Source organism: Candidatus Binatia bacterium (genome assembly GCA_029248525.1).
Classification (GTDB): Bacteria; Desulfobacterota; Binatia; order UBA12015; family UBA12015; genus UBA12015.
The window spans coordinates 31,777-52,675 of the sequence record JAQWJE010000035.1 but is presented as its reverse complement, the minus strand read 5'-3'; the positions used below and the strand labels follow the sequence as shown (position 1 = coordinate 52,675).

Sequence of the window (20,899 nt, the reverse complement as noted above, 5' to 3'; positions counted from 1 at the left end):
CTCAGGCCGAAGCTGCCGCCAAATGAGCCGGCCGCGGAAGAAAATCTGTCGTGGCAAAGCAATGCTGGAGAAGAGCTGTTTCGAATTGATTGAGCGATGAAGCCCAATCCCTCTTTTCCATCGCGGCAATCCCTCCAGAAGCCAACTCGCTCCGAAGTTCAGCATTCTCCAGAAGTTCATGGATCGTCGCGGCCAGGGCAGCAGGTTCTGCGGGTGCAAGGCGATAGCCTTCCCCCGGGGAGAGAATATCGGCAAGCCCGGACATTTCGGATTCAACGACAACTGCGCCGCACGCCATGGCCTCGAGAGCCACCGTGGATACCGTTCCCGATAATGACAGCGAGAGCACAATCTGGGCACGGTTCATTTCGGCCGCGAGCTCGCTTCGTGAGGGAATCCCCAGATAACGGACAGGAAAGTCGAGAAACCCGACATCTTCTTCCTGCGAACCGAAGAGGGTAATTTCAAGGTTCGGATCGCGCTGCGCCAGAAGGCGCAACGCTTTCATCCCCAGAGAGAAGCCTCGCTCTGCACGATCTGGCCGTGCATAAAACAGGATACGCCTCGGGGTTTGGTGACGCTTGGGCGGATGCTCCGCAAAGAAGCGGGATTGGTCCACCGCCAAATCAATCGCTTCTATGGGCCGCAAAGAACGTTCCTCGACTCTGGGCGCTAGGGTGCGACCGAAAGCGAAAGCGCGCAGCGGTAAATGGTAGGCCTGTTTTGCCCGACGAAAATAGCGATGACTCTCGGGGTAGAGGTTTTCTTCCAACTCCTGCAGGAACCTGAATCTAAATAATGAATTCCGGTCGCGAGCGACAAATTCCGACGATTTCCAGCAGGTAGCGATCGCGACATCCGCGTCACTCAGCCTGCGCAATCCTATAATTGGTTCGAGAAAGAGCGGCCCGAAATACCGTTCCATATAATCGACAATCTCGCCCGGCGAGAGGCGCGACAGATGTTCGACCGGGTCGATATAGACCCGCACGCGATGTCCGCGCCGACCGAGTTCATTCGCAATCCGAAACACCACCTGAGCGCGACCACTGCGCTCGGCAATCGGCGCTCGAACCACCCAATTGATCGCCAGGGATCGCTGCCGGGGAAGTTCAGGCCCCCCGGAAGACAGCAGGTCCAGCATGACTTCTGGCCGAACAGCGTCCCGAGAAGAGTCGAGGACCACAATGCGCTTCTGCTCACGAGCAAATTGCAGAAAGTTTTCGAGTCGAGGCTGACGAGGGGTTCCCGCCACGACAAAAGCGGCCTCGCGGGCCAGAAGTGATGAAAAACTCTCCTTGCCCAAAGGAGCAACTTTCGTCGTCACCCCGCAGGAGTTCAGGGAACGCTCCCAAACCTCGCCGCGCCTGATCGACTCCCGTTCCTCGTCGATCAGGATATGCACAGCTGCGCGTGGGCCTGGCTGACGCAGCAGATCTCGCACCACCCGGTTGACCGGGTCGACCACTCGCGAACGCAAGCGCGTCAGAACCCGGGACGGTGCCGCCGACTTTGGCGAGATTCGACTGGCGACTTTTTGTGGATTCGCGGGAGGCATCAGATTGTGGGTCGGCCCGAACCACGAGCAGACACACCTCTCACTACCACGGTGGCCCCTCTTCTGTCATCCTGACCATGAATGGAGGGACTCTGCGATAAATGTCAGCACGTGCGGGAAGTTCTTACCGGAAAAGGCAGCCGATTCTTGCGCTGCGGGCTCTCGGATACGAATCCTCGTTACGCAAAATACCCGCCGCTACCGGTCATGCGTTGTGCTGGCTTCCAGATTGGAGAGCCGCCACCACCTGACGAAACTCATCGTCTTCCCGATCATTCTCGGGCATCGGAAAAGTAATCGTCTCCGTCAGTCCACCGTACCAGTCGTTCAATACATCGACGATATTATCGTAAGTGGCGCTCGGGACAAAAGCATCGAGCATATCATCGTCAACCAACTCGCTCATCCGACTCCATTGCTGCTCCCGCGTAAGCTCTCTCAGGGCCGGACCTCGCGATTCCCATCCAAAAATCTCCAAACTCGACCAATAGGCCGGGGTCGAATACAGGAATGCCAAACTCTGCCGAGCATTTTCTCGCTCTTGAGCGACGTCAGCTTCGGTGCGCCCCGTGGCCACCCGGCAGCCGACGATCAAGCGAAAGGATTTCAAATCGCGACCCACGCGACTCGCGCCTGACTCGAGACGCGGCCGCATCACCTCCCGCAAATATCGAGGGGCGGTATTTGTCGGATGAGTCACAAGCCCATCGGCGACTTCGCCGGCCAGTTCGGTCATCCGGGTAGCAACGCCCCCTAAATGAATCGGCAACGCAAAATCCGCGAGGGGTTCCGGTCGAAAGAAAGGCTGCAGTCTCTTGAAACGATAATGCTCGCCAGAAAACTTCAGTGGCTCCCCCGATTGAAACGCGCGAAAGATGGCACGCAATGCCGCGACATATTCGCGCATCCGCGGCACAGGGGCCGTCCATGGCGTAGCATATCGGCCTTCGATATTCGCCTTGATCTGGGAACCGAGGCCCAACTCGAAACGGCTACCCGACAATGTCGCGAGATCCCAAGCCGCGATCGCTGTTGTCATCGGGCTACGCGGAAAAGCTAACGCGACGCTGGTGGCGACTCGGATTCGGGTCGTCGACGCAAGCGCCAAGGTCGCGCCGATGAAGCCATCATGCACCGCCTCCGGTATGTTCAGACCATCGTAGCCGAGCGATTCGGCACGAAGCGCATGAGCAGCAATTTGCCCCGGTTCAAGACGCTGGCTGGTCGTCGCATATACCTTGAATGCCATGATTTTTACCTTCCCATGCCGGGAGATTGGCTGGTAGCCGCTCGGGCACGATTTCTGCCCGCGCAGGTCGCGGGTTCTCCATTTCGGAAGAATTCTTGTCGCTCCACAATAAAGTTCACGATTTCCATGTAAAATCGGAAGTATAGAAAACTCGCGCCTGCACGCTTGAGCGACACGTACCATGCGTTAGTTTCTCTTGTACCGGCTGCGTGCATCGAGTGGCAATTATCCACAGCAAGAATCTGGCCGGGGAGGAAACACGTTATGGACCTTAAAATCTCTGCAGAAGACGAGACCTTTCAGGGCGAGCTACGAGAATGGCTGGCATCTGCGGTCAATGCCTATGGAAAATCACCGGATCGGAAGGACTATCAGGCCCGACGGGATTACGACACGGGCTGGCAACGAAAGCTTTTCGAGGCCGGCTACGCAGGGATCACCTGGCCAGCCGAGTTTGGCGGCCGCGGCCTCTCGCTGAATCAGCAATTGATTTACTACGAAGAGACGACCCGGGCGAAGGCCCCCTACGTGGGCACCAACTTCGTCGGTCTTCTGCATGGCGGACCGACCGTCATGGTCGAGGGCACACCAGAACAGAAAGAACGCCATCTCGGGCCAATCCTGCGCGGCGAACAAGTTTGGTGTCAGGGTTTCTCCGAGCCCAATTCCGGATCCGATCTCGCAAGTTTGTCCTGTCGTGCCGAACGCGACGGGGACCACTACGTTGTCAACGGATCCAAGATCTGGACGAGCTTCGCGCAGGTAGCCGACTATTGTGAACTGCTCGTTCGCACGGATACCGAAGCTCCCAAGCACAAAGGGATCAGCTGGCTGATCATGCCCATGGACCTGCCCGGTATCGATATTCGTCCACTTCCCACCCTGCTTGGCGAAAGCGAGTTCAGCGAGATGTTCCTCGACAACGTGCGGATCCCGATCGACAATCGGGTCGGGGGCGAAAACGACGGTTGGCGCGTCACCAACGTGACCCTGCGCTTTGAGCGTGGCACGGCTTTCTCGGGCGAGATCTACGAACTGAAGATATGGATCGAAGAGATTGCCAAGGCCGCCGAAGCAGCCGGAACTCTCGACGGCCCGATGCGGCGAAAAATCGGGCGAATGCGCGCCGAGGTCGACGGTCTCGGCTATTTGTTGCGCTATACGATTGCACAAGCCGGCGAGACCGGCGTGCCCGGCGTGGGTGCCTCCGCGATCAAATTATTCATGTCGGAGCTGAAACAAAGTATGGGTGATCTATCGATGCAGGCAATCGGTCGCGCCGCCCTTTCGCGCCAGGACGTCGGCGGATTACCTGCCGATGAGTTCACCTTTGAAACTTTTCAATCGCTTTCCATGACGATTGCCGCTGGATCCTCGCAGATCCAGCGCAATATTGTCGGCGAACGTATTCTCGGTCTTCCGAAGGACCGCTGAGGAGAATCTCATGAGCTTTACACTTCGCGAAGACCAAAAAGCCCTTCAGCAGGGGATTCAGGATTTTTGCGCCAGCAGATTCCCCCGCGACCAGCTGGGTGAGATCGATGTCTGGTCCTTTGATCGGGCACTCTGGAACGACCTCAAGGATATGGGCGTCTTTTCCTTGCAACTGCCCGAGGAAGACGGTGGCCTCGGACTGGGAATGACCGACGCCGCTTTGGTCTTTGTCGAATTTGGCCGCGCCCTTATGCCGGGTCCGATTGTCTGGACTCATATCGCCGCCAAATACATCGAGGGAGCCGCTAACGGGGAGAATATCGTCGGCGGCATCGATCTGACCAAAGGGCAAGATGAACCTCTACTGCTCGAGCACTTCGAAAGTCTCGATACAGTGATTGTTCTGCGAGAGGATGGTGTCTGGAAAATTCCACAGTCCGAGATGTCCGGCGAACCGGTCCGCGAATCTCTGGATCCTTTGACGCCAACGTACCTGATCACCAGCATGCCTAGCGGTGATCGAATCGGTGATTCATCCGAATCGGCCCGTCTCGCGCGCGAAGGCACCGTGCTGACAGCAGCCATGCAACTGGGCGTCGCCGAAGCTACGACGGAAATGTCCGTTGCCTACGCCGGCACCCGCGAACAATTTGACCGACCGATCGGAAAATTTCAGGCGGTCAAGCATCTATGCGCGGACAGTTTCGTGCGACAAGAACTCGCAAGAGGTGCGGTCTATGGCGCCGCCGCAACTCTGGAACATCCTGAGGTGGGCGAAGAGAACCGGGCCTCCTCTGGTGCCAAGATCAATGCCGGCGAAGCAGCCATGCAAAATGCGCGGACCTGCATTCAGGTACACGGCGGTATGGGCTTCACCTGGGAAGTACCCGCACACTTCTTTCTGAAGCGGGCCTGGGTACTCGAGAATGCCTTCGGGACCATCGACGAGCATTCAGACCTCCTCGCCTGAAGCGAGGAGGCTCGCGCGCCTCAAGCAGGTAAAATACGAAACACACGGTCACCCGGGCGACATCGGTAGCGGACCTTGATCCCTACTTCTGCCCCCCGGCGAGCGGCTTCGACGGCCTCATGCTCGATCTGCATGGATTTTACGCGCTGCGCGAAATCCGTCGTGGCGCCGCGCACCAGAATCTCCTCGCCAACCTCAAGCTTGCGATTCAACTTCAAGGCCACAACTCCGGCTTTGCGAAAATACGTATCTACGCGCCCGACTTCCTGCGTCTTGCGGTCCTCTGCTGATACGCGTCCGAATAATTTCGCCCAAAATCCCATCCACACCTCCACACGGGAGCGCCTCGCTCCCTTCCAAAGCCCGGATATCCGATTTTTGGGCAAACGGCCAACTCCGCGGGCTTCCACCGAGACCACCCCTCCGCCCGCGGCCACGAGCAAAACCCGAGGGTGCTTGCGCTGGCCGATAGACGTCCATTAAGAAGAGGCCGGCAGGAACCAAAGGCTGTAACCATGGATTCGGTACGAATTGATAAATGGCTCTGGGCGGCCAGGTTTTTCAAGACCCGCGCTCTGGCGCAAAAGGCCTGCGCCGGAGGACACGTCGAAGTCGGTGGCCGCAACGCCAAACCGGCCCACCCGTTGCGAATCGGCGACGAAATTCATGCCAGGGCTCCGCGGGGGCCCATCATCGTCGTGGTCAAGGCGCTCGCGGAAAAACGGCTTTCCTCGCCGCTTGCGGCCGAACTTTATGACGATCACTCCCCGCCGCCACCAACCTCAACATCCGCGGCGAGCGCACCCACGATGGACAGAGAACGCGGCGCCGGGAGGCCCACAAAGGAAGATCGGCGCGCCTTGCGCAGATTGCGAGGGCGTTAGTGCGTTCCCGTCAATCCTCATCCACCAATTTCAGTTCAACGCGGCGACCATCCGGGTCCGCGGCATAAATCGAAGTGCCCTCGCCAGTCGCGCCATAACGGCGCTCCACCTTCCCATGCGGAATCTCTTCCGCATCGAGCCATTCGACCAGTTCCTGCGCATTCAATTCCGCGATAGCCAGACAGAAGTGGTCGTACTGCGGATCGCGCTTCGTGGAATCGATGGCCTCCTCCTCAGCATCGGCCACTGTTCGATCCAGAATATCGAGAAGCGCAAAACCTGCCCGCAACTGATAAAGGCCGAATTTCTTGAGGTGCCGCTCGACTTTGAGGCCCAATTTATCGCAGTAAAATTCGAGGAGCTCCGGCAAGCGTTTCGTCCGCAGCACGATATGGTCAATCCCGACAACCTCGGGGCCCGGTAGTTCCGTATTCCGATCCATAGTGAGAAATCATACTGCCTTTTGCCGAAAGCGGCGAGTGGGGTTTTGCAACCCGGCGAGACATGAAGAATATATTGTCTATGGATTTTGAAACTTTGCTGACAGAACTCAACGACGGCGTGCTCACCATTACTCTGAACCGACCGGATCGACTCAATGCCTATAACCACCAAATGTTTCTCGACTTCATGGCTTGCTTCGACCGCTCCGACGCCGATGATGACGTGCGTGCCATTATCATCACCGGCGCCGGGCGCGGCTTCTGTGCCGGTGCCGATCTCGGGGGCGGTGCCAAAACCTTTGATGGCAGCACCGCGCGCCGCGAAGCCGAGAATATGGCCCCTCGAGATACCGGCGGACGAAACACCTTGCGGATCTTTCGATCTCTGAAGCCGGTGATCGCGGCGATCAACGGACCCGCCGTCGGGGTCGGCGCCACCATGACGCTTCCGATGGATATTCGACTCGCGAGCGAAAAGGCGCGCATGGGATTTGTCTTTGCGCGCCGCGGTGTCGTTCCGGAAGCCTGCAGCAGCTACTTTCTGCCGCGCGTCGTCGGCATCAATACCGCCATGGAGTGGGTGGCTACCGGCCGCGTCTTTGACGCCAATGAGGCCCACCAGCGAGGCCTGGTGAGCGAGGTTCTGGCACCGGAAGACCTGCTCCCCCGCGCTCGCGAGTTGGCGCGAGAGATCGCCGAGAATACAAGCTCGATCTCGGTGGCACTCTCACGCCAGATGATGTGGCGGATGTTGGGCGCCAGTCACCCCATGGAAGCCCACCGGTTGGATTCGCAGGGGATGTTCGCCACGGGCGGCTCCCCGGACGCCAAAGAAGGCGTGGAAAGCTTTTTGCAAAAACGTGCTCCGGAATTCCCGGGGAAAGTCTCCGCTGATTTACCCGATATCTTCTCGGACTGGCAGGATCCTCCCTACGAGCCCGGCGAGAGCTGACGCACCCCGCCCCAATCCGGTCTGGCCAGATATCGGCCGAGGCCCGGTTCGCCAGCTTGCCCTAGCAATCAGCGTTGTCGCTAAGAAATTCGCCAGGAACCCATGTGCCGTGGAAGCCGTAGGGCACTCTCAAATCCAATTCGATCTCGGCGATTGGCCCCCGCGTGTGGTTCATCGCCTCGAAGACCGCAAGAGTGCTGCTGTTCGTCCGGCTATTATAAAGATAGGAGAGAAGGTAGCCATCACCCTCTGCCGGGCCCGCCGGCACAAAGATCGCTTCTGCGGCATGAATATTGGACTCGGGCGTCCATAACTTGCCCTCACCCGTCCGATTATTCATGTAGGCAATACCACCGAGATCGACCGTGCCCGGTTGGTCCCGAAACTCGGCGTGCCAGCTATGCGTGTAGGGGAGACCCGTGTAGCGAGGGTCGATCTTCGGTAGATCCCAGTTTTCCTTGTGAATGATCTGATCGCGGAACGTAAGTTCCTCGCCGGCCGTATTGATGGACCAGCGACGGTAACTATCTTCACCCGTGGCCAGATCGGATTGTCCAAAAACCTCTTGGAGCCAATGCACATCGATATGGATTTCGTCTCCGTCGCGGAAGGCATTGGTCTCGTGGAAGACAAAACAGGGATCCGGCAACTCCACCCAGCGGATCTTGTCACCAGACTCACCAAAAGGCAGAACTCCGAGTCGCGAACCATACTCCGGGGTCCACTTGAAGGCATCGATCGGATTCTCGATCGCATTCGTAATATCGAACACGACGGGACATTCCCAGAAAATGACCTCCCCGTTGGTGATCGCAAACGAATGCACCATCGTCGGCTTTTCGGTCTCGATCACAGCTTCGTTCAGAACGACACCCTCGGGCGAAATCTCCCAGTAAGTAATATGGGGCGCGACAAACCAGTAGCCGAAGCAATGCAGGTTGCCCGTCTCAGGGTCGATCTTTGGATGGGCGGTCATCGAATTCGGGATCGCCCCGCCGAAGGTCTCGAGGCTGAGGGTTTCAAGTGTGTCGGGATCCAACTCGAAAGCCGCGCCGATCTCTCCGAGGCTCAGAAGCTTGCCGCCGTGGAAAAACGCGCTGACGTTACTCGTGCCTGCCGCGCCTCCTGGTGCAAGGCCATTGTCGATGGTCTCATTGAAAGCGATGCCGCCCTTGTAGAGATCTGTCTGGACATAGCGATTTTTGTACGAGAGGACCCGACCATTCTCGAAGCGCACTCCATGGACCATTCCATCGCCGAGGAACCAATGCGGGGAATTCGTATTCTGCGGGTTCGAGCCGTTGCGAACATAGGAGCCGTTGAGTTCTGGAGGAATACGGCCCCTGACTCGGAGGTCACATTTGGTGACCTCCTCGTACGTAGGCGCGAAGTTATTCTGCAGCCACCAACCGATATCGGGATCGACGACCAACGGGGGCTCGACGTAAGGTAGATCTCCATTGCTCGATCCGCCGCAGGCGCTCAACAGGCCGGCGGGCAGGCTCATCGCGCCAGCACCCATCAGGGCAGCCTTCAAGAAGGAGCGTCTCTGCATCGGGGGCAGTTTGGACAAATCAGCGGGTTGCATTATTTGGACTCCTGAAAATTTGGTTGGTCGCTTCGATAGAGGAGGGACCCTCTAGGAAGTATGGTTTCCCTGCCGAGGCGTCAACAATTTCCCGTCAGTTCTTGATCACCTGCAGCGGCAAGCTGCATGATGCGCTGCGGCAATCAGCCCCCGAAAATGATGATGAAACGGGTTCTGAGACAATTGAGCGGGGCTGTCGACCGTTCCGGAAGAGAAATAGGCTATGAATGTTTTCCGAGAGAAATATGGTCCTTGGGCGTTAGTCCTGGGCGCTTCCGAGGGGCTGGGAGAAGCCTTCGCTCACGCTGCCGCCCAACGTGGCCTGCATGTCGCGATGGCTGCAAGACGAGCAGGGCTGCTCCATGAGGCCGCCGACAGGGTCGCGGGGAAGCACGGTGTCGAAACTCGGGCCATTCCAGCCGACCTGAGCCAACCTGATTTTCTCGAATCCCTCAAGGACGCCATTCGGGATCTCGAGGTCGGGCTCGTCGTCTATAACGCAGCGGCCGGCCATATCGGAAGCTTTGTTGATCAGGATCTGGGCCACGCGATGGAAATGGTTGAGATCAACTGCGGCGGACCGGTACGCGTGGCGCACCATTTTTCGCGACAGATGAAAGCTCGCGGAAAAGGGGGGATCATCCTGATGAGTTCCGGCGCCGCTCTGGCAGGAGGCCCCGGCAATGCACTTTATGCGGCAGGGAAATCCTTCGAACTCATTCTCGGCGAGGGTCTCGCGCGCGAGCTCCGCCCCGCCGGAGTCGACGTCCTGTCCTTGATTGGCCCGGCAATCGATACTCCCAATTTTTGGCGCGATGATCCCGATGTCGACCGGATGCTGGGACCACCATTGCCAAGCCCGCAAGTTGCCGAGGAGGCCTTGGAGCAACTTGGAAAATATTCCTCGTGGGTCGCCGGGCAGGCTTACCGCGATGGTCTTGCCGCTCTCGGCACCCTGCCTCGCGAGCAGCAAATCGATGCCATGGAGGCATCCGTCCTGTCCATGTACGGCGAACGAGCCCGCCCTGTGACGCCGAAAGAGTAACCCGCCAGGCCAGAAAAGCGAACCGCGAAAATCAGTCCCTGACGTTCGCCCGTCGCGTCTCCGAGTGCGACGACCCATCATTATCCACAACGGTCACCCACACCAGATACTCACCGGGAGCCAGCCAGAAAGTGGTCTTGGGCGAAGCCTGCGGACCCGCCTGGTAGACCATCGCTTCCGTGTCTCGCTCCAATACGCGGAAGGAATAGGTGACAATGGTACCATCATGGTCTTCCGAACGGCTGGCATCGACCTCGATCAGATTCGGGACGCCATTTTCACGGGTCTCGTTCTCGATGGCGAACTTCACCTGCGGGCGTCGATTCTCCGGGCCTTCATTATGGCCATGATGTCCCGCGTGGTCCTGCGCATTCTGACCGCGCAACTCCCAGTCTCCACCTCGACGCGGCTTGCAGCGCCAGGGCTGTGTAGCCACAAACCGGACCGGATAAGCATCGGTTCCGTCATCGACGGTCAACTCGGTGGTCAGAAAGGCGCGCTCATCGCCCCGCAAACAAGCCAGAGGAACATCGACCAGGGCTCGGGCAAAGCGGATCACCGTGCGGATCTGACTGTGGCGCTGTTCGACCTCCACGCGGAGATTCTGACGATCTCGCCCTTCCCGCGTGAAGCTGCCCTTCCACGGCTTTCCTCCACGCCCCAGCAAGAGTGGAATCACGGACGGATCTTCACCGCCGATGGTCACTAATTCCCGGCCGTCCTCATCCACCATGATCGACTGGATCGTGACATTCGCCCCGGGATTATCCAGGTCCAGTTCCCGCAAGCTGCTGGCTTCGTGCGCCTGACGGATCCGCACATCGGACTTCCCCTCGGACGTACCTACCCTTCCCGCTTGTCCATGGAACTTGACGATCGGGAACTCGTAGCCCTCGAGATCCGTTTCCCATTGCTCAAGCGCCGTTGCCGGCAGTGCGGGAAGAAGGAGCAGAGAAAAAGCCAGAAAAGTATAACGAAGAGGAAGGGTCAGCATCGGGGGTTCTCCTTGATTGAGGGTATGAGGTTGTTTTAAGCCATCCGACAGAAAAGGCAATGGCAGTAGAAGCCGCCGGAATCCTTGGTTTTTTTTCAGGAAGCCTCGGCAACCGCCCAATCTATCCACGGAAGAAGCGCTGCTGTATCTTCGGCAGAGACAGTGGCGCCACCCCATAGGCGAAGCCCCGGCGGGGCATCGCGATAAGCACCGAGATCATAGCCTACCTGCTCTGCCTCGAGTTGCTTCACAATCTGCTTGGCCGCACCTGCCAGGTCGTCTTCGCCGTGGCGCGAGGCAAACCCGTCCGAAAACTTCAGACAGATCGATGTTGACGAACGCTGCTGCGGATTTTCTGCGAGAAAATCAAAATCCTTCGAGCCCGCAACCCAGCGATCGACGGCCTGCAGGTTCGCCGAAGAGCGCTGTATCAACGCAGGAAGTCCGCCGAGAGATTCGGCCCATCGCAAGGCGTCCAGAGCATCTTCAACGCAAAGCATGGAGGGCGTGTTGATCGTTGCTCCGCGGAAAATTCCTTCAATCAGCTTACCGCCCTTGGTCATCCGAAAAATCTTCGGCAGCGGCCACGGGGGCGTGTAGGATTCCAATCGCTCAACAGCCCTCGGCGAGAGAACGAGCATTCCGTGAGCCGCTTCCCCGCCTAAAACTTTTTGCCATGACCATGTCACAACATCGAGTTTGCCAAAATCGACATCCATGGCGAAGACGGCCGACGTTGCGTCACAAATCGCCAGGCCTTCGCGGTCGTCCGGGATCCAATCGGCGTTCGGGACGCGCACGCCCGATGTCGTCCCGTTCCACGCGAAAACAACATCCTTGGAAAATTCGACCTGCGACAGGTCCGGAAGCGTCCCATAAGCCGATTCCAGGACTCGCGCGTCGAGACCCAATTGCCCGGTAACATCCGAGGCCCAACCCTTGGAAAAACTTTCCCACGCAAGAACGTCTACCGGACGAGCCCCCAACAGCGACCATAAGGCCATCTCGACGGCGCCGGTATCGGAAGCCGGCACGATACCGATGCGATAATCTTCGGGGATCCCCAAGATCGATCGCGTTCGGTCGATCACCTCTGCCAGCCGACTCTTCCCCTCGCTCGATCGGTGGGAACGTCCAACAAGAGCATTCGCGAGCGCATCGGGTGTCCAGCCGGGACGCTTGGCGCAGGGACCTGACGAAAAAAGCGGACGTTCGGGCTTTTGCCTCGGCTGGTTCATGGTGAGATTCCTACCACACAGGATCGGAAAGTTCGTGGCCTCCACTCGGCTCATTATCGGCATTTTTTCTCGGCAAAGAGTTCCGCTATGCAAGTTCTGATGTCCGAACGAAAGAGCACCCCACAGACCCGCCGTCGGGTCGCGATTATCGGTGCCGGTTTTTCCGGAATCTGCACAGCGATTCATCTCCGCAAGAGCGCCCTCTACGATTTTGCGGTCTTCGAGAAGGCGCCGTCCATCGGTGGCACATGGCGGGACAATTCATATCCCGGGGCCGTTTGCGACGTGCCCTCTGTCTCCTATTCCTACTCCTTTGCGATGAAGCTCGACTGGTCCAGGAAATGGTCGCCGCAACCCGAAATTCTTGCTTATCTCGAATCCTGTGCACGAAAATATGATGTATATCGACAGATCCGATTCGGCACCGAGATTGCGCATGCCGAGTTTGATGCAGAGCGATCCGTTTGGGTCCTGACCACGGACAAGGGCGACGTCCACGAAGCCGATATCCTGATCACTGGGACCGGACAGCTCAGTCGTCCTTCCCTCCCGGAAATACCCGGTCGAGAACAATTTGCAGGTCCCCAGTTTCACTCCTCCCGATGGGACCATGGAGTCGACCTCGAGGGGAAACGGATCGCGGTGATCGGCAGCGCCGCCAGCGCCGTCCAACTGGTGCCCGAAATTGCTCGCGACGCCGCCCGGGTAAGTGTTTTCCAAAGGACTCCGAATTGGATTCTACCCATGGGGAACCGCACCCATACCGAAAGCGAAATTGATCGCTGGAAGAAGCATCCGTGGCTCGCACGCCTGCATCGGTGGTGGATTTACCTCAGCTTCGAAGCGCGATGGCCTCTGTTCAAAGGCAACCGCACGATGCAGAAAATGGCACAGCAGTTTGCCGAGCGGAATCTCGAGGAGATCGTTCGGAACCCCGACCTGCGCCGCGCCCTGACTCCGGATTATCCCCTCGGCAGTCGACGATTGCTTGCCAGCGATCATTTCCTCCCCGCGCTCACTCGCGAAAACGTGGACCTCATTACCGAAAACATCGACCATATCGACGCAGATGGCATCGTGACGGCAGACGGCAAAAAAATCCTTGCCGATATTCTGGTTCTCGCCACCGGCTTCCGCTCGACCGAGTTTCTCGCGCCCATGGAAATCATCGGCCGCGACGGCAAGTCTCTCGAGAACTCCTGGCGCGATGGTGCCGAAGCCTATCTCGGACTGACGGTCCCGGGGTTTCCGAATTTTTTCATGATGTATGGCCCCAACACGAATCTCGGCCACAACTCGATCATCTTCATGATCGAATGTCAGACAGCCTATATCATGGACTGTCTTCGACAGATGGATGAGAGGAACCTCGCCGCTCTCGATCTGAAATCTGACGTGATGAAGCGATTCAATCAGAAAATCCAGCAAGAACTCGAGAAGACCGTCTTCGCGCAGGCCGAGCGAAGTTGGTACAAGACGGCCGCAGGGAAGATCACCAACAATTGGTCCACCACGACCATTCGATATTGGCTGCAGACACGACGGGTAAATTTGGCCGACTATGCCACCCGGACACGCACAAACTGAGGGGAATTCATGGGAACCTATTGTATCACCGGTGGAGCATCGGGCATCGGAGCCGGCATTGTCGACCGACTCCGGTCCGATCAGCATGAAGTGTTTACTGTCGATCTCCGAAACGCAGATATCGAAGCCGATCTATCGACACCCAAAGGCCGCGACGCAGCCATCGAGGCCATTCGGGCAAAGGCACCCGGGGGGCTCGATGGTTTTGTTCCCTGCGCGGGGATTGGTCCCCATGTCCAACCGATCTCGCTGATTCCCCGCGTGAATTTTTTCGGCGCGGTCGCCCTGACGGACGCGCTCTGCCCGGACCTCGCCAAACGCAAGGGTAGCGTGGTGATGATCTCTTCAAACTCTTCGCGGATGGGCGAAGCCGATCCCGTCTTTGTCGAGAAACTTCTGGACGGGGACGAGGCCGGCGCCGCGGCATATATCGAAGACAAGGATGGGCAAACCGCCTATGGGCATGGGAAGTTCGCGATCACCGTCTGGATGCGCCGCAACGCCTCGCGGTTCATTGCCGATGGTGTGCGCATCAACGCCGTTGCTCCGGGTTATGTCACAACGGCCCTCACCGACGCCGGGGGTGAAGATCCGGTATTCGGACCGGCGATCGCCGCATTCGTGGAAACAATCCCGGTCGGGCGACCTGGTATCCCTGCCGATATCGCTCACCCGGTTGCCTGGCTTCTGAGTCCCGAGGCGAGTTTCGTGTGCGGGTCCGTTCTCTACGCCGACGGAGGCCATGATGCGATGCTGCGGCCGGACTCCTACTGAGGATCCGGAACCAGCATAGATCGACGACCTGACCCGGGGTAATGCCACAATCCTTTGCCATTTTGCGACGCCCCGCCAAGTTTGCCGGAAAAGTCCAAATCGGCCGCAAGCAGTTTGATGCCGCGATCGGTATCATCCTTCCATGCGATTTCTGCGGGCCGCGCTCCTCATTCTGATGTTTTCGGGACTCGATGTCCCCCTCACGCGGGCGGACTCGCTTGCCGAACCGCTTGCCGAGCCGCTGGCGACGGCGAATGCAGGGGCGCTGGCGGAACCGCAAGAACCGTCCTCCGGGCCACCTCCAGGAAAAGGCCCGCTAACCGCAGGCGGATACCAACACGGGTTTCGCACGGGCATTGATGGGGGTGGATCCTTCGCAACCTCGACCGGCTTTGCTGCGGGACAGATCGGGTACCCGGTAGGAGAAGGCTATATTCTCGGGGGCCAACTCGCGTGGCAGGGGGATTGGTATTCCTTCTTCGGCCAAAATGGTGTCACTCTCCCCGACCAGAATCGGCCCTGGGGAACCATCCAGAGCTTCGCGGCCTCAGTCAGCCTCGGCCGTCGCTTTGGGGACTGGTGGGTCAACGGAGCGTTCACGACGCGCTTTTCATACGAAGACGGCGCCTCTCTGGGTGAGAGTTTCAATCCAGGCGGGATCCTTGCGGCTCAATATACCTTCTCGCCTCGGCTGAAGCTCGGAGGCGGCGTGCTGGTCAACGCACGCATGGAAGAAGATCCCCTGATTATCCCGATTCCCTTTGTGTACTGGGAAATCATCGACGACCTGGTCCTGTCCAACTCGATTGCTCCCGACGCCTACCCGCGCGGCCCCGGGCTGGAGATCGCCTGGCGACCGAATCCCACATGGGCGGTCGCGGTCGGAGGAAGGTGGGAATATCGACGCTTTCGGCTCAACAATTCGGGCCCTGAGATCCGAAGCGGCGGTGTCGGCGAAGACGAAGGGGTTCCCCTCTGGGTGCGCGTCACGTGGCGGCTTGGCGATCATTTACGGGCCGATGTTCTTGGCGGAGCATCGGTGGCCAATCGGCTGAGACTTGCCGATGCTTCGGGCGATATCATCCGATCGGTCGGGACAGATTCGATCCCCTACGTGGGAGCCTTTCTTTCCTACCGGTTCTGAGCTTCGAGGCCTGTCAGTCGGGTTGTCACACCCGACCCGTCGTCCTCACCCAAGCCTCAGTCCACGCCGAGAATCAAACCACTGGTCGGGACGCCCGTGCCTGCGGTTACCAAAACATGCTCGACGCCGTCGACCTGATTCACTGCGGTTCCCCGGATCTGACGCACACCCTCGGCAATGCCATTGGTTCCGTGAATATAGGCCTCACCGAGCTGCCCACCGTGAGTATTGATCGGCAAGCGTCCCCCGCGCGCGTGGTGTCCCTCGCGGACAAATTCCTTCGCTTCGCCAAAGTCACAAAACCCGAACTCTTCGAGTTGCGAGAGGACAAAGGGAGTAAAGTGGTCGTAGAGGATGGCCGTCTGGAAGTCGTCAGGACCGAGCCCGCTGGTCTCGTAGAGCTCGCGTGCAACCACACCCATCTCCGGCAGGCGGGTCATATCATCGCGATAATAGCTCGTCATCTGATGCTGGCCGGCACCTGAGCCTTGCGCCGCTGCCCGGATCATGGCGGGCTTCTGCCTCAGATCACGCGCACGCTCGGGACTGGTAATGATCAAGGCCTGTCCACCGTCGGATTCCTGACAGCAATCGAGCAGCCGCAATGGCTCGACAATCCATCGCGAATTGCGATGGTCCTCCAGTGTTATCGGTTTCTCATAAAAGAATGCGTTCGGGTTTGTTGCCGCAAAGTCTCGGCCCGCAACCGAAACGCGACCGAAATCGTCGGTGGTCGCCCCCGTCACGTGCAAATACCGCTGACCAAACATCGCGACCCAAGATGCGGGCGTGAGCAATCCAAATGGCGTGTAGCTTGAGTAATGCGCCATCTCGGTCGTCGCCGCGGCGTCCTTGTTCTGCACGCCCGTGCCAAAGCGGTGGCCGGAACGCTCATTGAAAGCGCGCCAGCATACGACAACATCCGCGACACCCGTTGCTACCGCCATCGCTGCCTGATGGACGACCGCACATGCTGCGCCACCCCCGTAATGCACGCGACTGAAAAAGCGCAGGTCACCGCCGCCCAGAGTTCGCATCACATCGATCTCGGGGTTGTGCTCTGCCGAAAAGAGAGCAACGCCATCGACGTCCGAGGCTTTCAGCCCGGCGTCATCAAGTGCTGTCTTGACGCACTCCGCGGCCAAGCGATGTGTGCTGCGCCCGGACTCCTTGGAGAACTCGGTCGCACCAATCCCGACAATCGCTGCCTTGTCCTTGAGTTGGTTACCCATCCGATCAATTTCCCTGCGGAAGTGCGACTCGGACGGTCCCGGTCACATGGTTGCCGATACTGTTTTTGCCCACCACATCGATATCGATGACGGATTGATCGTTCACGACATTTTTCTCGGTGATCGTGCCGGTGAGAACCATCGTATCGCCCGCGTAATTCGGGGCGCCCAGACGGATATTCACTCGCTTGAGCAACGCATCCGGTCCCGCCCAATCCGTAATATAGCGGTCGACGAACCCATTGGTGGTCAGGATATTCATGAAGATGCTCTTGGTTCCTCGCTCCTTGGCCTGCTCGAGGTCGTGGTGCACATCCTGATAGTCTCTGGAAGCGATCGCCGTGGCGATAATCCGCGTTGCCGACAGAGGGATCGACAATTCAGGCAGAGTGTCCCCGACACTCACCTCGTCGAAGCCCAGAGTCTTTTCGAATCTGCTCACGCAGCCACTCCCTCCACCAGCATCCAACCGAGCTTGGCCTGATGAACGCTCGCGCCACCGAGGAAGACCTCATTCTGTTTGGCCGCGAGGAACCAACGATGAATCGGGTATTCCACATCCGCGCCCATGCCACCGTGCAGGTGCTGACAAGTATGAGCCACGCGATGTCCACCGCGACAGGCCCACCATTTGGCAACGAGAATCGCGCGTCGCGCCTCTCGGCCGGTTGCGAGACGCCATACAGCCTGCTCGAGGGTCGAGCGCATCGCCTCGATATCAATCCAGGCGTCTGCAGCTCGCAGCTGTGGTCCCTGGAAGGAGCCGATCGGCACACCGAATTGCCGACGAGTCGTTTGGTATTCGACGGTTTGCGCCAAAGCCGAATCTGCAATGCCCAATTGAATGGCGCAGCCGGCGATCATGCCACGAGCCTCAATCCAATCCAGAATATCCTCGCCATTCTCGAGCGAGCCGAGGATATCCGAATCTTCCACCCGAGCATCGACCATCAGAAGCTGTGAATGGGGCTCGCCGCTGGAGACTTCCTGATCCAAAAGGGTGACACCCTCGCTGGCCGGATCCAGCAGGAAGACGGCTACCTTGCCGTTCTCTGTCTGCGCCGGCACCAGAATCCGGGAGGCAATCGAAGCTCCCGGAACGCATTGCTTCTCACCCGTCAGCGTATAGCCGCCGTCCACGCGAGTCGCCGCGGTCCGACAGCTTGCTGCCGAACGCCGGCCTTCTTCTACGAGAGCTGCGGTCAGGAACCTGTTCCCGGCAGCGACCTCCGGAAGGTTCTGTTTTTTCTGTTCGTCGGTTCCGAACTCGGCAATCGGGAGTGCTCCGAGCACGAGGGTCGACAGCAGCGGCAGCGGCGCTGCACGGCGCCCAGCTTGCTCGAGAACGAGCACAAGCTCCTCCATCCCCATGCCGGAGCCACCCACATCTTCGGAAATTCCGAGTCCAAGAAGGCTCGCATCCGCAAGTGCCTTCCAAGTGCTCTGGTCGTACCATCCATCAGCCTGAACCAATGCGAGGATCTTGTCCGTCGGGACGCAATCCTCGAGAATCTGTTTGGCTAGATCGCGAATCGCGACCTGATCTTCCGAATATTCAAAGTCCATAGTTAGCGATCCTGCCTCTCAGCTTTGGGCCGGTCGCCACTGATGCAACGTGAGATCGTCATCGATCTTCTTGAACGTTACCTCCAGGGGCATTCCGATTCGGATATCGTCTTTTTCGACGTCGATCAGGTTGGTCACCATGCGAACGCCCTCTTCCAATTCCACCAGCCCAATCGGGTTAGGATAATCAAAAGGAGGAACTGGCGGGTAGTGCATTACCACAAAACTGTAAAGGGAACCTCTGCCGGAGGCCTCGACATAATCCCACTCCAACCCCTGACATTTGGGACACATCGGGTCGGGCGGCGCCTGCATATAGCCACAACTCGTACATTTCTGGATCAGCAGTTTCTCGTCCTTGAGACCCTCCCAGAAAAACTGATTGTCGAGAGTGATCCCCGGCCGGGGTCGCGAGCGTTTGGGGGCAGCCTTGGCCACAGCCTTCTTCGGTCGCGGCTGAAATTTCAGCAAGCGCCATCGCATGGTTGCGACGAGCTCACCTTCTTCGGTCGACCAGGAATATAGCTGGGTAATGAAATGGCCGACGCCAAGGCCGGTCTTTTTTTCCGGAGAAATATTCTCGATTGTGATCGTACAGGCCAGATGGTCGCCCGGGCGGACGTACCTCTCGTATTCCTGATCAGCGCTAACCGCGACAACGGAAGTAAATCCGCCATCATCAAGGATTTCCCAGATTTTTTCCTGCACTGTCGGAGCGGCACCTTCTTCCCGGTGTGCCCCCCGCAATCCTGCCATCGTCCATGCCTGAATCATGCCCGGCGGTGCGACGATTCCACCGTGCACGCTCTGAGCCGCACGGTCGGGGTCCGTATAGACAGGATTGTCATCCTCCATGGCATCACACCAATGACGAATCATTGGCTGATTGACCGGGTCGTGAGCGCGAAACGGCTCGCCCACAACCTGCCCCTCGAATTCTTTCAGACGAGAAAGGCGATCAGCCTGCTCCGGTGTGATCTCCTCAGCCATGGATACTCTCTACTTCCGGGGCATGCCGAGGCCCATCGTGGCCAAAATGGTCCGCTGGATCTCATTGACACCGCCGCCGAACGTATTGATCTGGCAGGCTCGATATTCTCTCTCGACAGCCCCGAGCAACAGGGCCCCGGGGGAGTCACTCTTGATCATGCCCTGGGCTCCGAGGACGTCGGTCAAACGGCTATAGATCTCGATCAAGGTTTCGGTGCCATAGACTTTAACGCCGGATGCATTCGCCGGGGGCAGGCGTCCCTGCTCTACCATCCAGGCCATCCGCCAGTTCATGACCTTGGCCGCCTCGACGCGAGCATAGGCCTCGCCGAGTGCATTCTGCACCCAGCCCTGATCAGCGACCTTGCTGCCGTCATCGGTCTCGGTGTCTTTGGCCCACGAAATCACGTCGTCCACGATGCGCGCCGCAACGCAGCCCCAGGCACCCAGGCCGATTCGCTCGTGGTTGAGCTGCAAGGTCACGATGCCCCAACCGGCGTTCTCTTCGCCGACGCGCATATTGACCGGAACTCGAACGTCCTCGTAATAGCTCATATGCGTCCGGCCACCGCCCACCGTATGAATCGGTGCGGCGCTAAAGCCCGGATCCTCGGTCGAGGCCACAAGCATCGTGATTCCCTTGTGCTTCTTCACGTTGGGATCGGTTCGCGCGGCCAGCCAGATATAGTCGGCGTCGCCGGCTCCCGAGGTGAACATCTTGGTCCCGTTCACCACATACTCGTCACCGTTGCGCTCGGCTTTGGTCGAGAGAGCGGCCAGGTCGGTTCCCGCGTTCGGCTCGGAATAGCCAATGGCAAAATGGACATCACCAGCCAGAATTCGAGGCAGGAACTCTTCCTTCTGCTCTTCGGTGCCGTGCACCATCAGTGCTGGACCCACAGTATTGAGAGTCACAAAGGGAAGGGGCGCTCCCGTCCGGCGAGCCTCATCGACGAAGATCAACTGCTCGAGTGCGGTGAATCCATGCCCACCGTACTCGGAGGGCCAACCGACCCCCAACCATCCGTCTTTGCCGATCTGACGAATGGTCTCCTTGTACTCTTTGCCCTGATAGACGCCGACCAGGCTTTTTTTACGGTCGGGTGTCATCAAGGTTTCAAAGTAATCACGGATCTCGCCGCGGAGATTTTCTTGTTTTGGAGTAAAATCAACGTACATTTGGACACTTCCTTTTCACTGACGCGTGTTCAGTGAACTTTTTTAACCTACCTAGACCAATGTTCAATCCCG

General features: G+C 58.5%; 20 protein-coding genes. 8 read left to right on the top strand and 12 right to left on the bottom strand.

Translation table 11 applies throughout. The features are described from left to right. Position 1: 1 nt before the first annotated feature. Both P8K07_07265 and P8K07_07260 read right to left on the bottom strand, forming a co-directional pair. Positions 2–1,558 (bottom strand): glycosyltransferase family 4 protein, encoded by a 1,557-nt coding sequence (locus P8K07_07265; protein MDG1958321.1) that lies wholly within the window; start codon positions 1,556–1,558, stop codon positions 2–4. A 205-nt stretch (positions 1,559–1,763) separates the two neighbouring features. Continuing rightward, positions 1,764–2,807, bottom strand: a complete 1,044-nt coding sequence (locus tag P8K07_07260; GenBank protein ID MDG1958320.1) for a TIGR03617 family F420-dependent LLM class oxidoreductase — start codon at positions 2,805–2,807, stop codon at positions 1,764–1,766. A gap of 264 nt (positions 2,808–3,071) precedes the next feature. Here P8K07_07260 and P8K07_07255 point away from each other — a divergent pair, with 264 nt between their 5' ends. After that, positions 3,072–4,241, top strand: coding sequence for an acyl-CoA dehydrogenase family protein (locus P8K07_07255; GenBank protein MDG1958319.1), 1,170 nt, complete (start codon positions 3,072–3,074; stop codon positions 4,239–4,241). Between the two features lie 10 nt (positions 4,242–4,251). Continuing rightward, entirely contained in the window at positions 4,252–5,211 is a 960-nt protein-coding gene (locus tag P8K07_07250; GenBank protein ID MDG1958318.1) for an acyl-CoA/acyl-ACP dehydrogenase, read from the top strand. Between the two features lie 20 nt (positions 5,212–5,231). Here P8K07_07250 and P8K07_07245 read toward each other — a convergent pair whose 3' ends face one another. After that, positions 5,232–5,534 (bottom strand): translation elongation factor-like protein, encoded by a 303-nt coding sequence (locus P8K07_07245; GenBank protein ID MDG1958317.1) that lies wholly within the window; start codon positions 5,532–5,534, stop codon positions 5,232–5,234. Between the two features lie 192 nt (positions 5,535–5,726). Between P8K07_07245 and P8K07_07240 the strand changes: the two genes are divergently transcribed. Continuing rightward, positions 5,727–6,095 (top strand): RNA-binding S4 domain-containing protein, encoded by a 369-nt coding sequence (locus tag P8K07_07240; GenBank protein MDG1958316.1) that lies wholly within the window; start codon positions 5,727–5,729, stop codon positions 6,093–6,095. A gap of 10 nt (positions 6,096–6,105) precedes the next feature. On the opposite strand, the gene P8K07_07235 is transcribed toward P8K07_07240, so the two are convergent. Beyond that, positions 6,106–6,537: a VOC family protein gene (locus P8K07_07235; GenBank protein MDG1958315.1), complete on the bottom strand. Its 432-nt coding sequence runs from the start codon at positions 6,535–6,537 to the stop codon at positions 6,106–6,108. 80 nt (positions 6,538–6,617) lie between these two features. Here P8K07_07235 and P8K07_07230 point away from each other — a divergent pair, with 80 nt between their 5' ends. Continuing rightward, positions 6,618–7,490 (top strand): crotonase/enoyl-CoA hydratase family protein, encoded by an 873-nt coding sequence (locus P8K07_07230; protein MDG1958314.1) that lies wholly within the window; start codon positions 6,618–6,620, stop codon positions 7,488–7,490. Between the two features lie 61 nt (positions 7,491–7,551). Here P8K07_07230 and P8K07_07225 read toward each other — a convergent pair whose 3' ends face one another. Next, positions 7,552–9,078: a carotenoid oxygenase family protein gene (locus tag P8K07_07225; GenBank protein MDG1958313.1), complete on the bottom strand. Its 1,527-nt coding sequence runs from the start codon at positions 9,076–9,078 to the stop codon at positions 7,552–7,554. A gap of 223 nt (positions 9,079–9,301) precedes the next feature. Here P8K07_07225 and P8K07_07220 point away from each other — a divergent pair, with 223 nt between their 5' ends. Next, positions 9,302–10,123 (top strand): SDR family NAD(P)-dependent oxidoreductase, encoded by an 822-nt coding sequence (locus P8K07_07220; GenBank protein ID MDG1958312.1) that lies wholly within the window; start codon positions 9,302–9,304, stop codon positions 10,121–10,123. A 31-nt stretch (positions 10,124–10,154) separates the two neighbouring features. On the opposite strand, the gene P8K07_07215 is transcribed toward P8K07_07220, so the two are convergent. Continuing rightward, positions 10,155–11,117 carry a hypothetical protein gene (locus P8K07_07215; protein ID MDG1958311.1) on the bottom strand — a complete coding sequence of 321 codons (963 nt, stop codon included), beginning with the start codon at positions 11,115–11,117 and terminating at the stop codon, positions 10,155–10,157. Between the two features lie 95 nt (positions 11,118–11,212). Continuing rightward, a complete protein-coding gene (locus P8K07_07210) occupies positions 11,213–12,355 on the bottom strand; it encodes a phosphoserine transaminase (GenBank protein ID MDG1958310.1) in 1,143 nt (380 codons plus the stop codon). Between the two features lie 99 nt (positions 12,356–12,454). Here P8K07_07210 and P8K07_07205 point away from each other — a divergent pair, with 99 nt between their 5' ends. The 3 genes from P8K07_07205 (at position 12,455) to P8K07_07195 (ending at position 15,860) form a co-directional block, all read left to right on the top strand. Beyond that, positions 12,455–13,942, top strand: a complete 1,488-nt coding sequence (locus P8K07_07205) for an NAD(P)/FAD-dependent oxidoreductase (GenBank protein MDG1958309.1) — start codon at positions 12,455–12,457, stop codon at positions 13,940–13,942. A gap of 9 nt (positions 13,943–13,951) precedes the next feature. Beyond that, a complete protein-coding gene (locus P8K07_07200) occupies positions 13,952–14,716 on the top strand; it encodes an SDR family oxidoreductase (protein MDG1958308.1) in 765 nt (254 codons plus the stop codon). Positions 14,717–14,858: 142 nt separating this feature from the next. Further along, positions 14,859–15,860, top strand: a complete 1,002-nt coding sequence (locus tag P8K07_07195) for a hypothetical protein (GenBank protein MDG1958307.1) — start codon at positions 14,859–14,861, stop codon at positions 15,858–15,860. A 56-nt stretch (positions 15,861–15,916) separates the two neighbouring features. Here the strand turns inward: P8K07_07195 and P8K07_07190 are convergent, their stop codons facing one another. Genes P8K07_07190 through P8K07_07170 form a run of 5 tightly spaced genes read right to left on the bottom strand, consistent with a single transcriptional unit; the run spans position 15,917 to position 20,827 of the window. Next, complete coding sequence (locus P8K07_07190) at positions 15,917–17,092, bottom strand: lipid-transfer protein (protein MDG1958306.1); 1,176 nt, start codon at positions 17,090–17,092, stop codon at positions 15,917–15,919. A 4-nt stretch (positions 17,093–17,096) separates the two neighbouring features. Continuing rightward, positions 17,097–17,534, bottom strand: coding sequence for a MaoC family dehydratase (locus P8K07_07185; GenBank protein MDG1958305.1), 438 nt, complete (start codon positions 17,532–17,534; stop codon positions 17,097–17,099). After that, the gene (locus P8K07_07180) at positions 17,531–18,658 is read right to left on the bottom strand and encodes an acyl-CoA/acyl-ACP dehydrogenase (protein ID MDG1958304.1); all 1,128 of its coding nucleotides are present in this window, start codon (positions 18,656–18,658) and stop codon (positions 17,531–17,533) included. The genes P8K07_07185 and P8K07_07180 overlap by 4 nt, the downstream gene beginning before the upstream one ends. Before the next feature lie 18 nt (positions 18,659–18,676). Next, positions 18,677–19,648, bottom strand: a complete 972-nt coding sequence (locus P8K07_07175) for a bifunctional MaoC family dehydratase N-terminal/OB-fold nucleic acid binding domain-containing protein (GenBank protein MDG1958303.1) — start codon at positions 19,646–19,648, stop codon at positions 18,677–18,679. A gap of 9 nt (positions 19,649–19,657) precedes the next feature. Next, a complete protein-coding gene (locus P8K07_07170; protein ID MDG1958302.1) occupies positions 19,658–20,827 on the bottom strand; it encodes an acyl-CoA dehydrogenase family protein in 1,170 nt (389 codons plus the stop codon). Positions 20,828–20,899: the final 72 nt, after the last annotated feature.

Coding starts and splice junctions, on each gene's coding strand:
- P8K07_07210 (MDG1958310.1), bottom strand. CDS start 12,355: ATGAACCAGCCGAGGCAAAAGCCCGAACGTCCGCTTTTTTCGTCAGGT.
- P8K07_07215 (MDG1958311.1), bottom strand. CDS start 11,117: ATGCTGACCCTTCCTCTTCGTTATACTTTTCTGGCTTTTTCTCTGCTC.
- P8K07_07230 (MDG1958314.1), top strand. CDS start 6,618: ATGGATTTTGAAACTTTGCTGACAGAACTCAACGACGGCGTGCTCACC.
- P8K07_07180 (MDG1958304.1), bottom strand. CDS start 18,658: ATGGACTTTGAATATTCGGAAGATCAGGTCGCGATTCGCGATCTAGCC.
- P8K07_07245 (MDG1958317.1), bottom strand. CDS start 5,534: ATGGGATTTTGGGCGAAATTATTCGGACGCGTATCAGCAGAGGACCGC.
- P8K07_07175 (MDG1958303.1), bottom strand. CDS start 19,648: ATGGCTGAGGAGATCACACCGGAGCAGGCTGATCGCCTTTCTCGTCTG.
- P8K07_07240 (MDG1958316.1), top strand. CDS start 5,727: ATGGATTCGGTACGAATTGATAAATGGCTCTGGGCGGCCAGGTTTTTC.
- P8K07_07195 (MDG1958307.1), top strand. CDS start 14,859: ATGCGATTTCTGCGGGCCGCGCTCCTCATTCTGATGTTTTCGGGACTC.
- P8K07_07250 (MDG1958318.1), top strand. CDS start 4,252: ATGAGCTTTACACTTCGCGAAGACCAAAAAGCCCTTCAGCAGGGGATT.
- P8K07_07235 (MDG1958315.1), bottom strand. CDS start 6,537: ATGGATCGGAATACGGAACTACCGGGCCCCGAGGTTGTCGGGATTGAC.
- P8K07_07205 (MDG1958309.1), top strand. CDS start 12,455: ATGTCCGAACGAAAGAGCACCCCACAGACCCGCCGTCGGGTCGCGATT.
- P8K07_07225 (MDG1958313.1), bottom strand. CDS start 9,078: ATGCAACCCGCTGATTTGTCCAAACTGCCCCCGATGCAGAGACGCTCC.
- P8K07_07220 (MDG1958312.1), top strand. CDS start 9,302: ATGAATGTTTTCCGAGAGAAATATGGTCCTTGGGCGTTAGTCCTGGGC.
- P8K07_07255 (MDG1958319.1), top strand. CDS start 3,072: ATGGACCTTAAAATCTCTGCAGAAGACGAGACCTTTCAGGGCGAGCTA.
- P8K07_07260 (MDG1958320.1), bottom strand. CDS start 2,807: ATGGCATTCAAGGTATATGCGACGACCAGCCAGCGTCTTGAACCGGGG.
- P8K07_07170 (MDG1958302.1), bottom strand. CDS start 20,827: ATGTACGTTGATTTTACTCCAAAACAAGAAAATCTCCGCGGCGAGATC.
- P8K07_07265 (MDG1958321.1), bottom strand. CDS start 1,558: ATGCCTCCCGCGAATCCACAAAAAGTCGCCAGTCGAATCTCGCCAAAG.
- P8K07_07200 (MDG1958308.1), top strand. CDS start 13,952: ATGGGAACCTATTGTATCACCGGTGGAGCATCGGGCATCGGAGCCGGC.
- P8K07_07190 (MDG1958306.1), bottom strand. CDS start 17,092: ATGGGTAACCAACTCAAGGACAAGGCAGCGATTGTCGGGATTGGTGCG.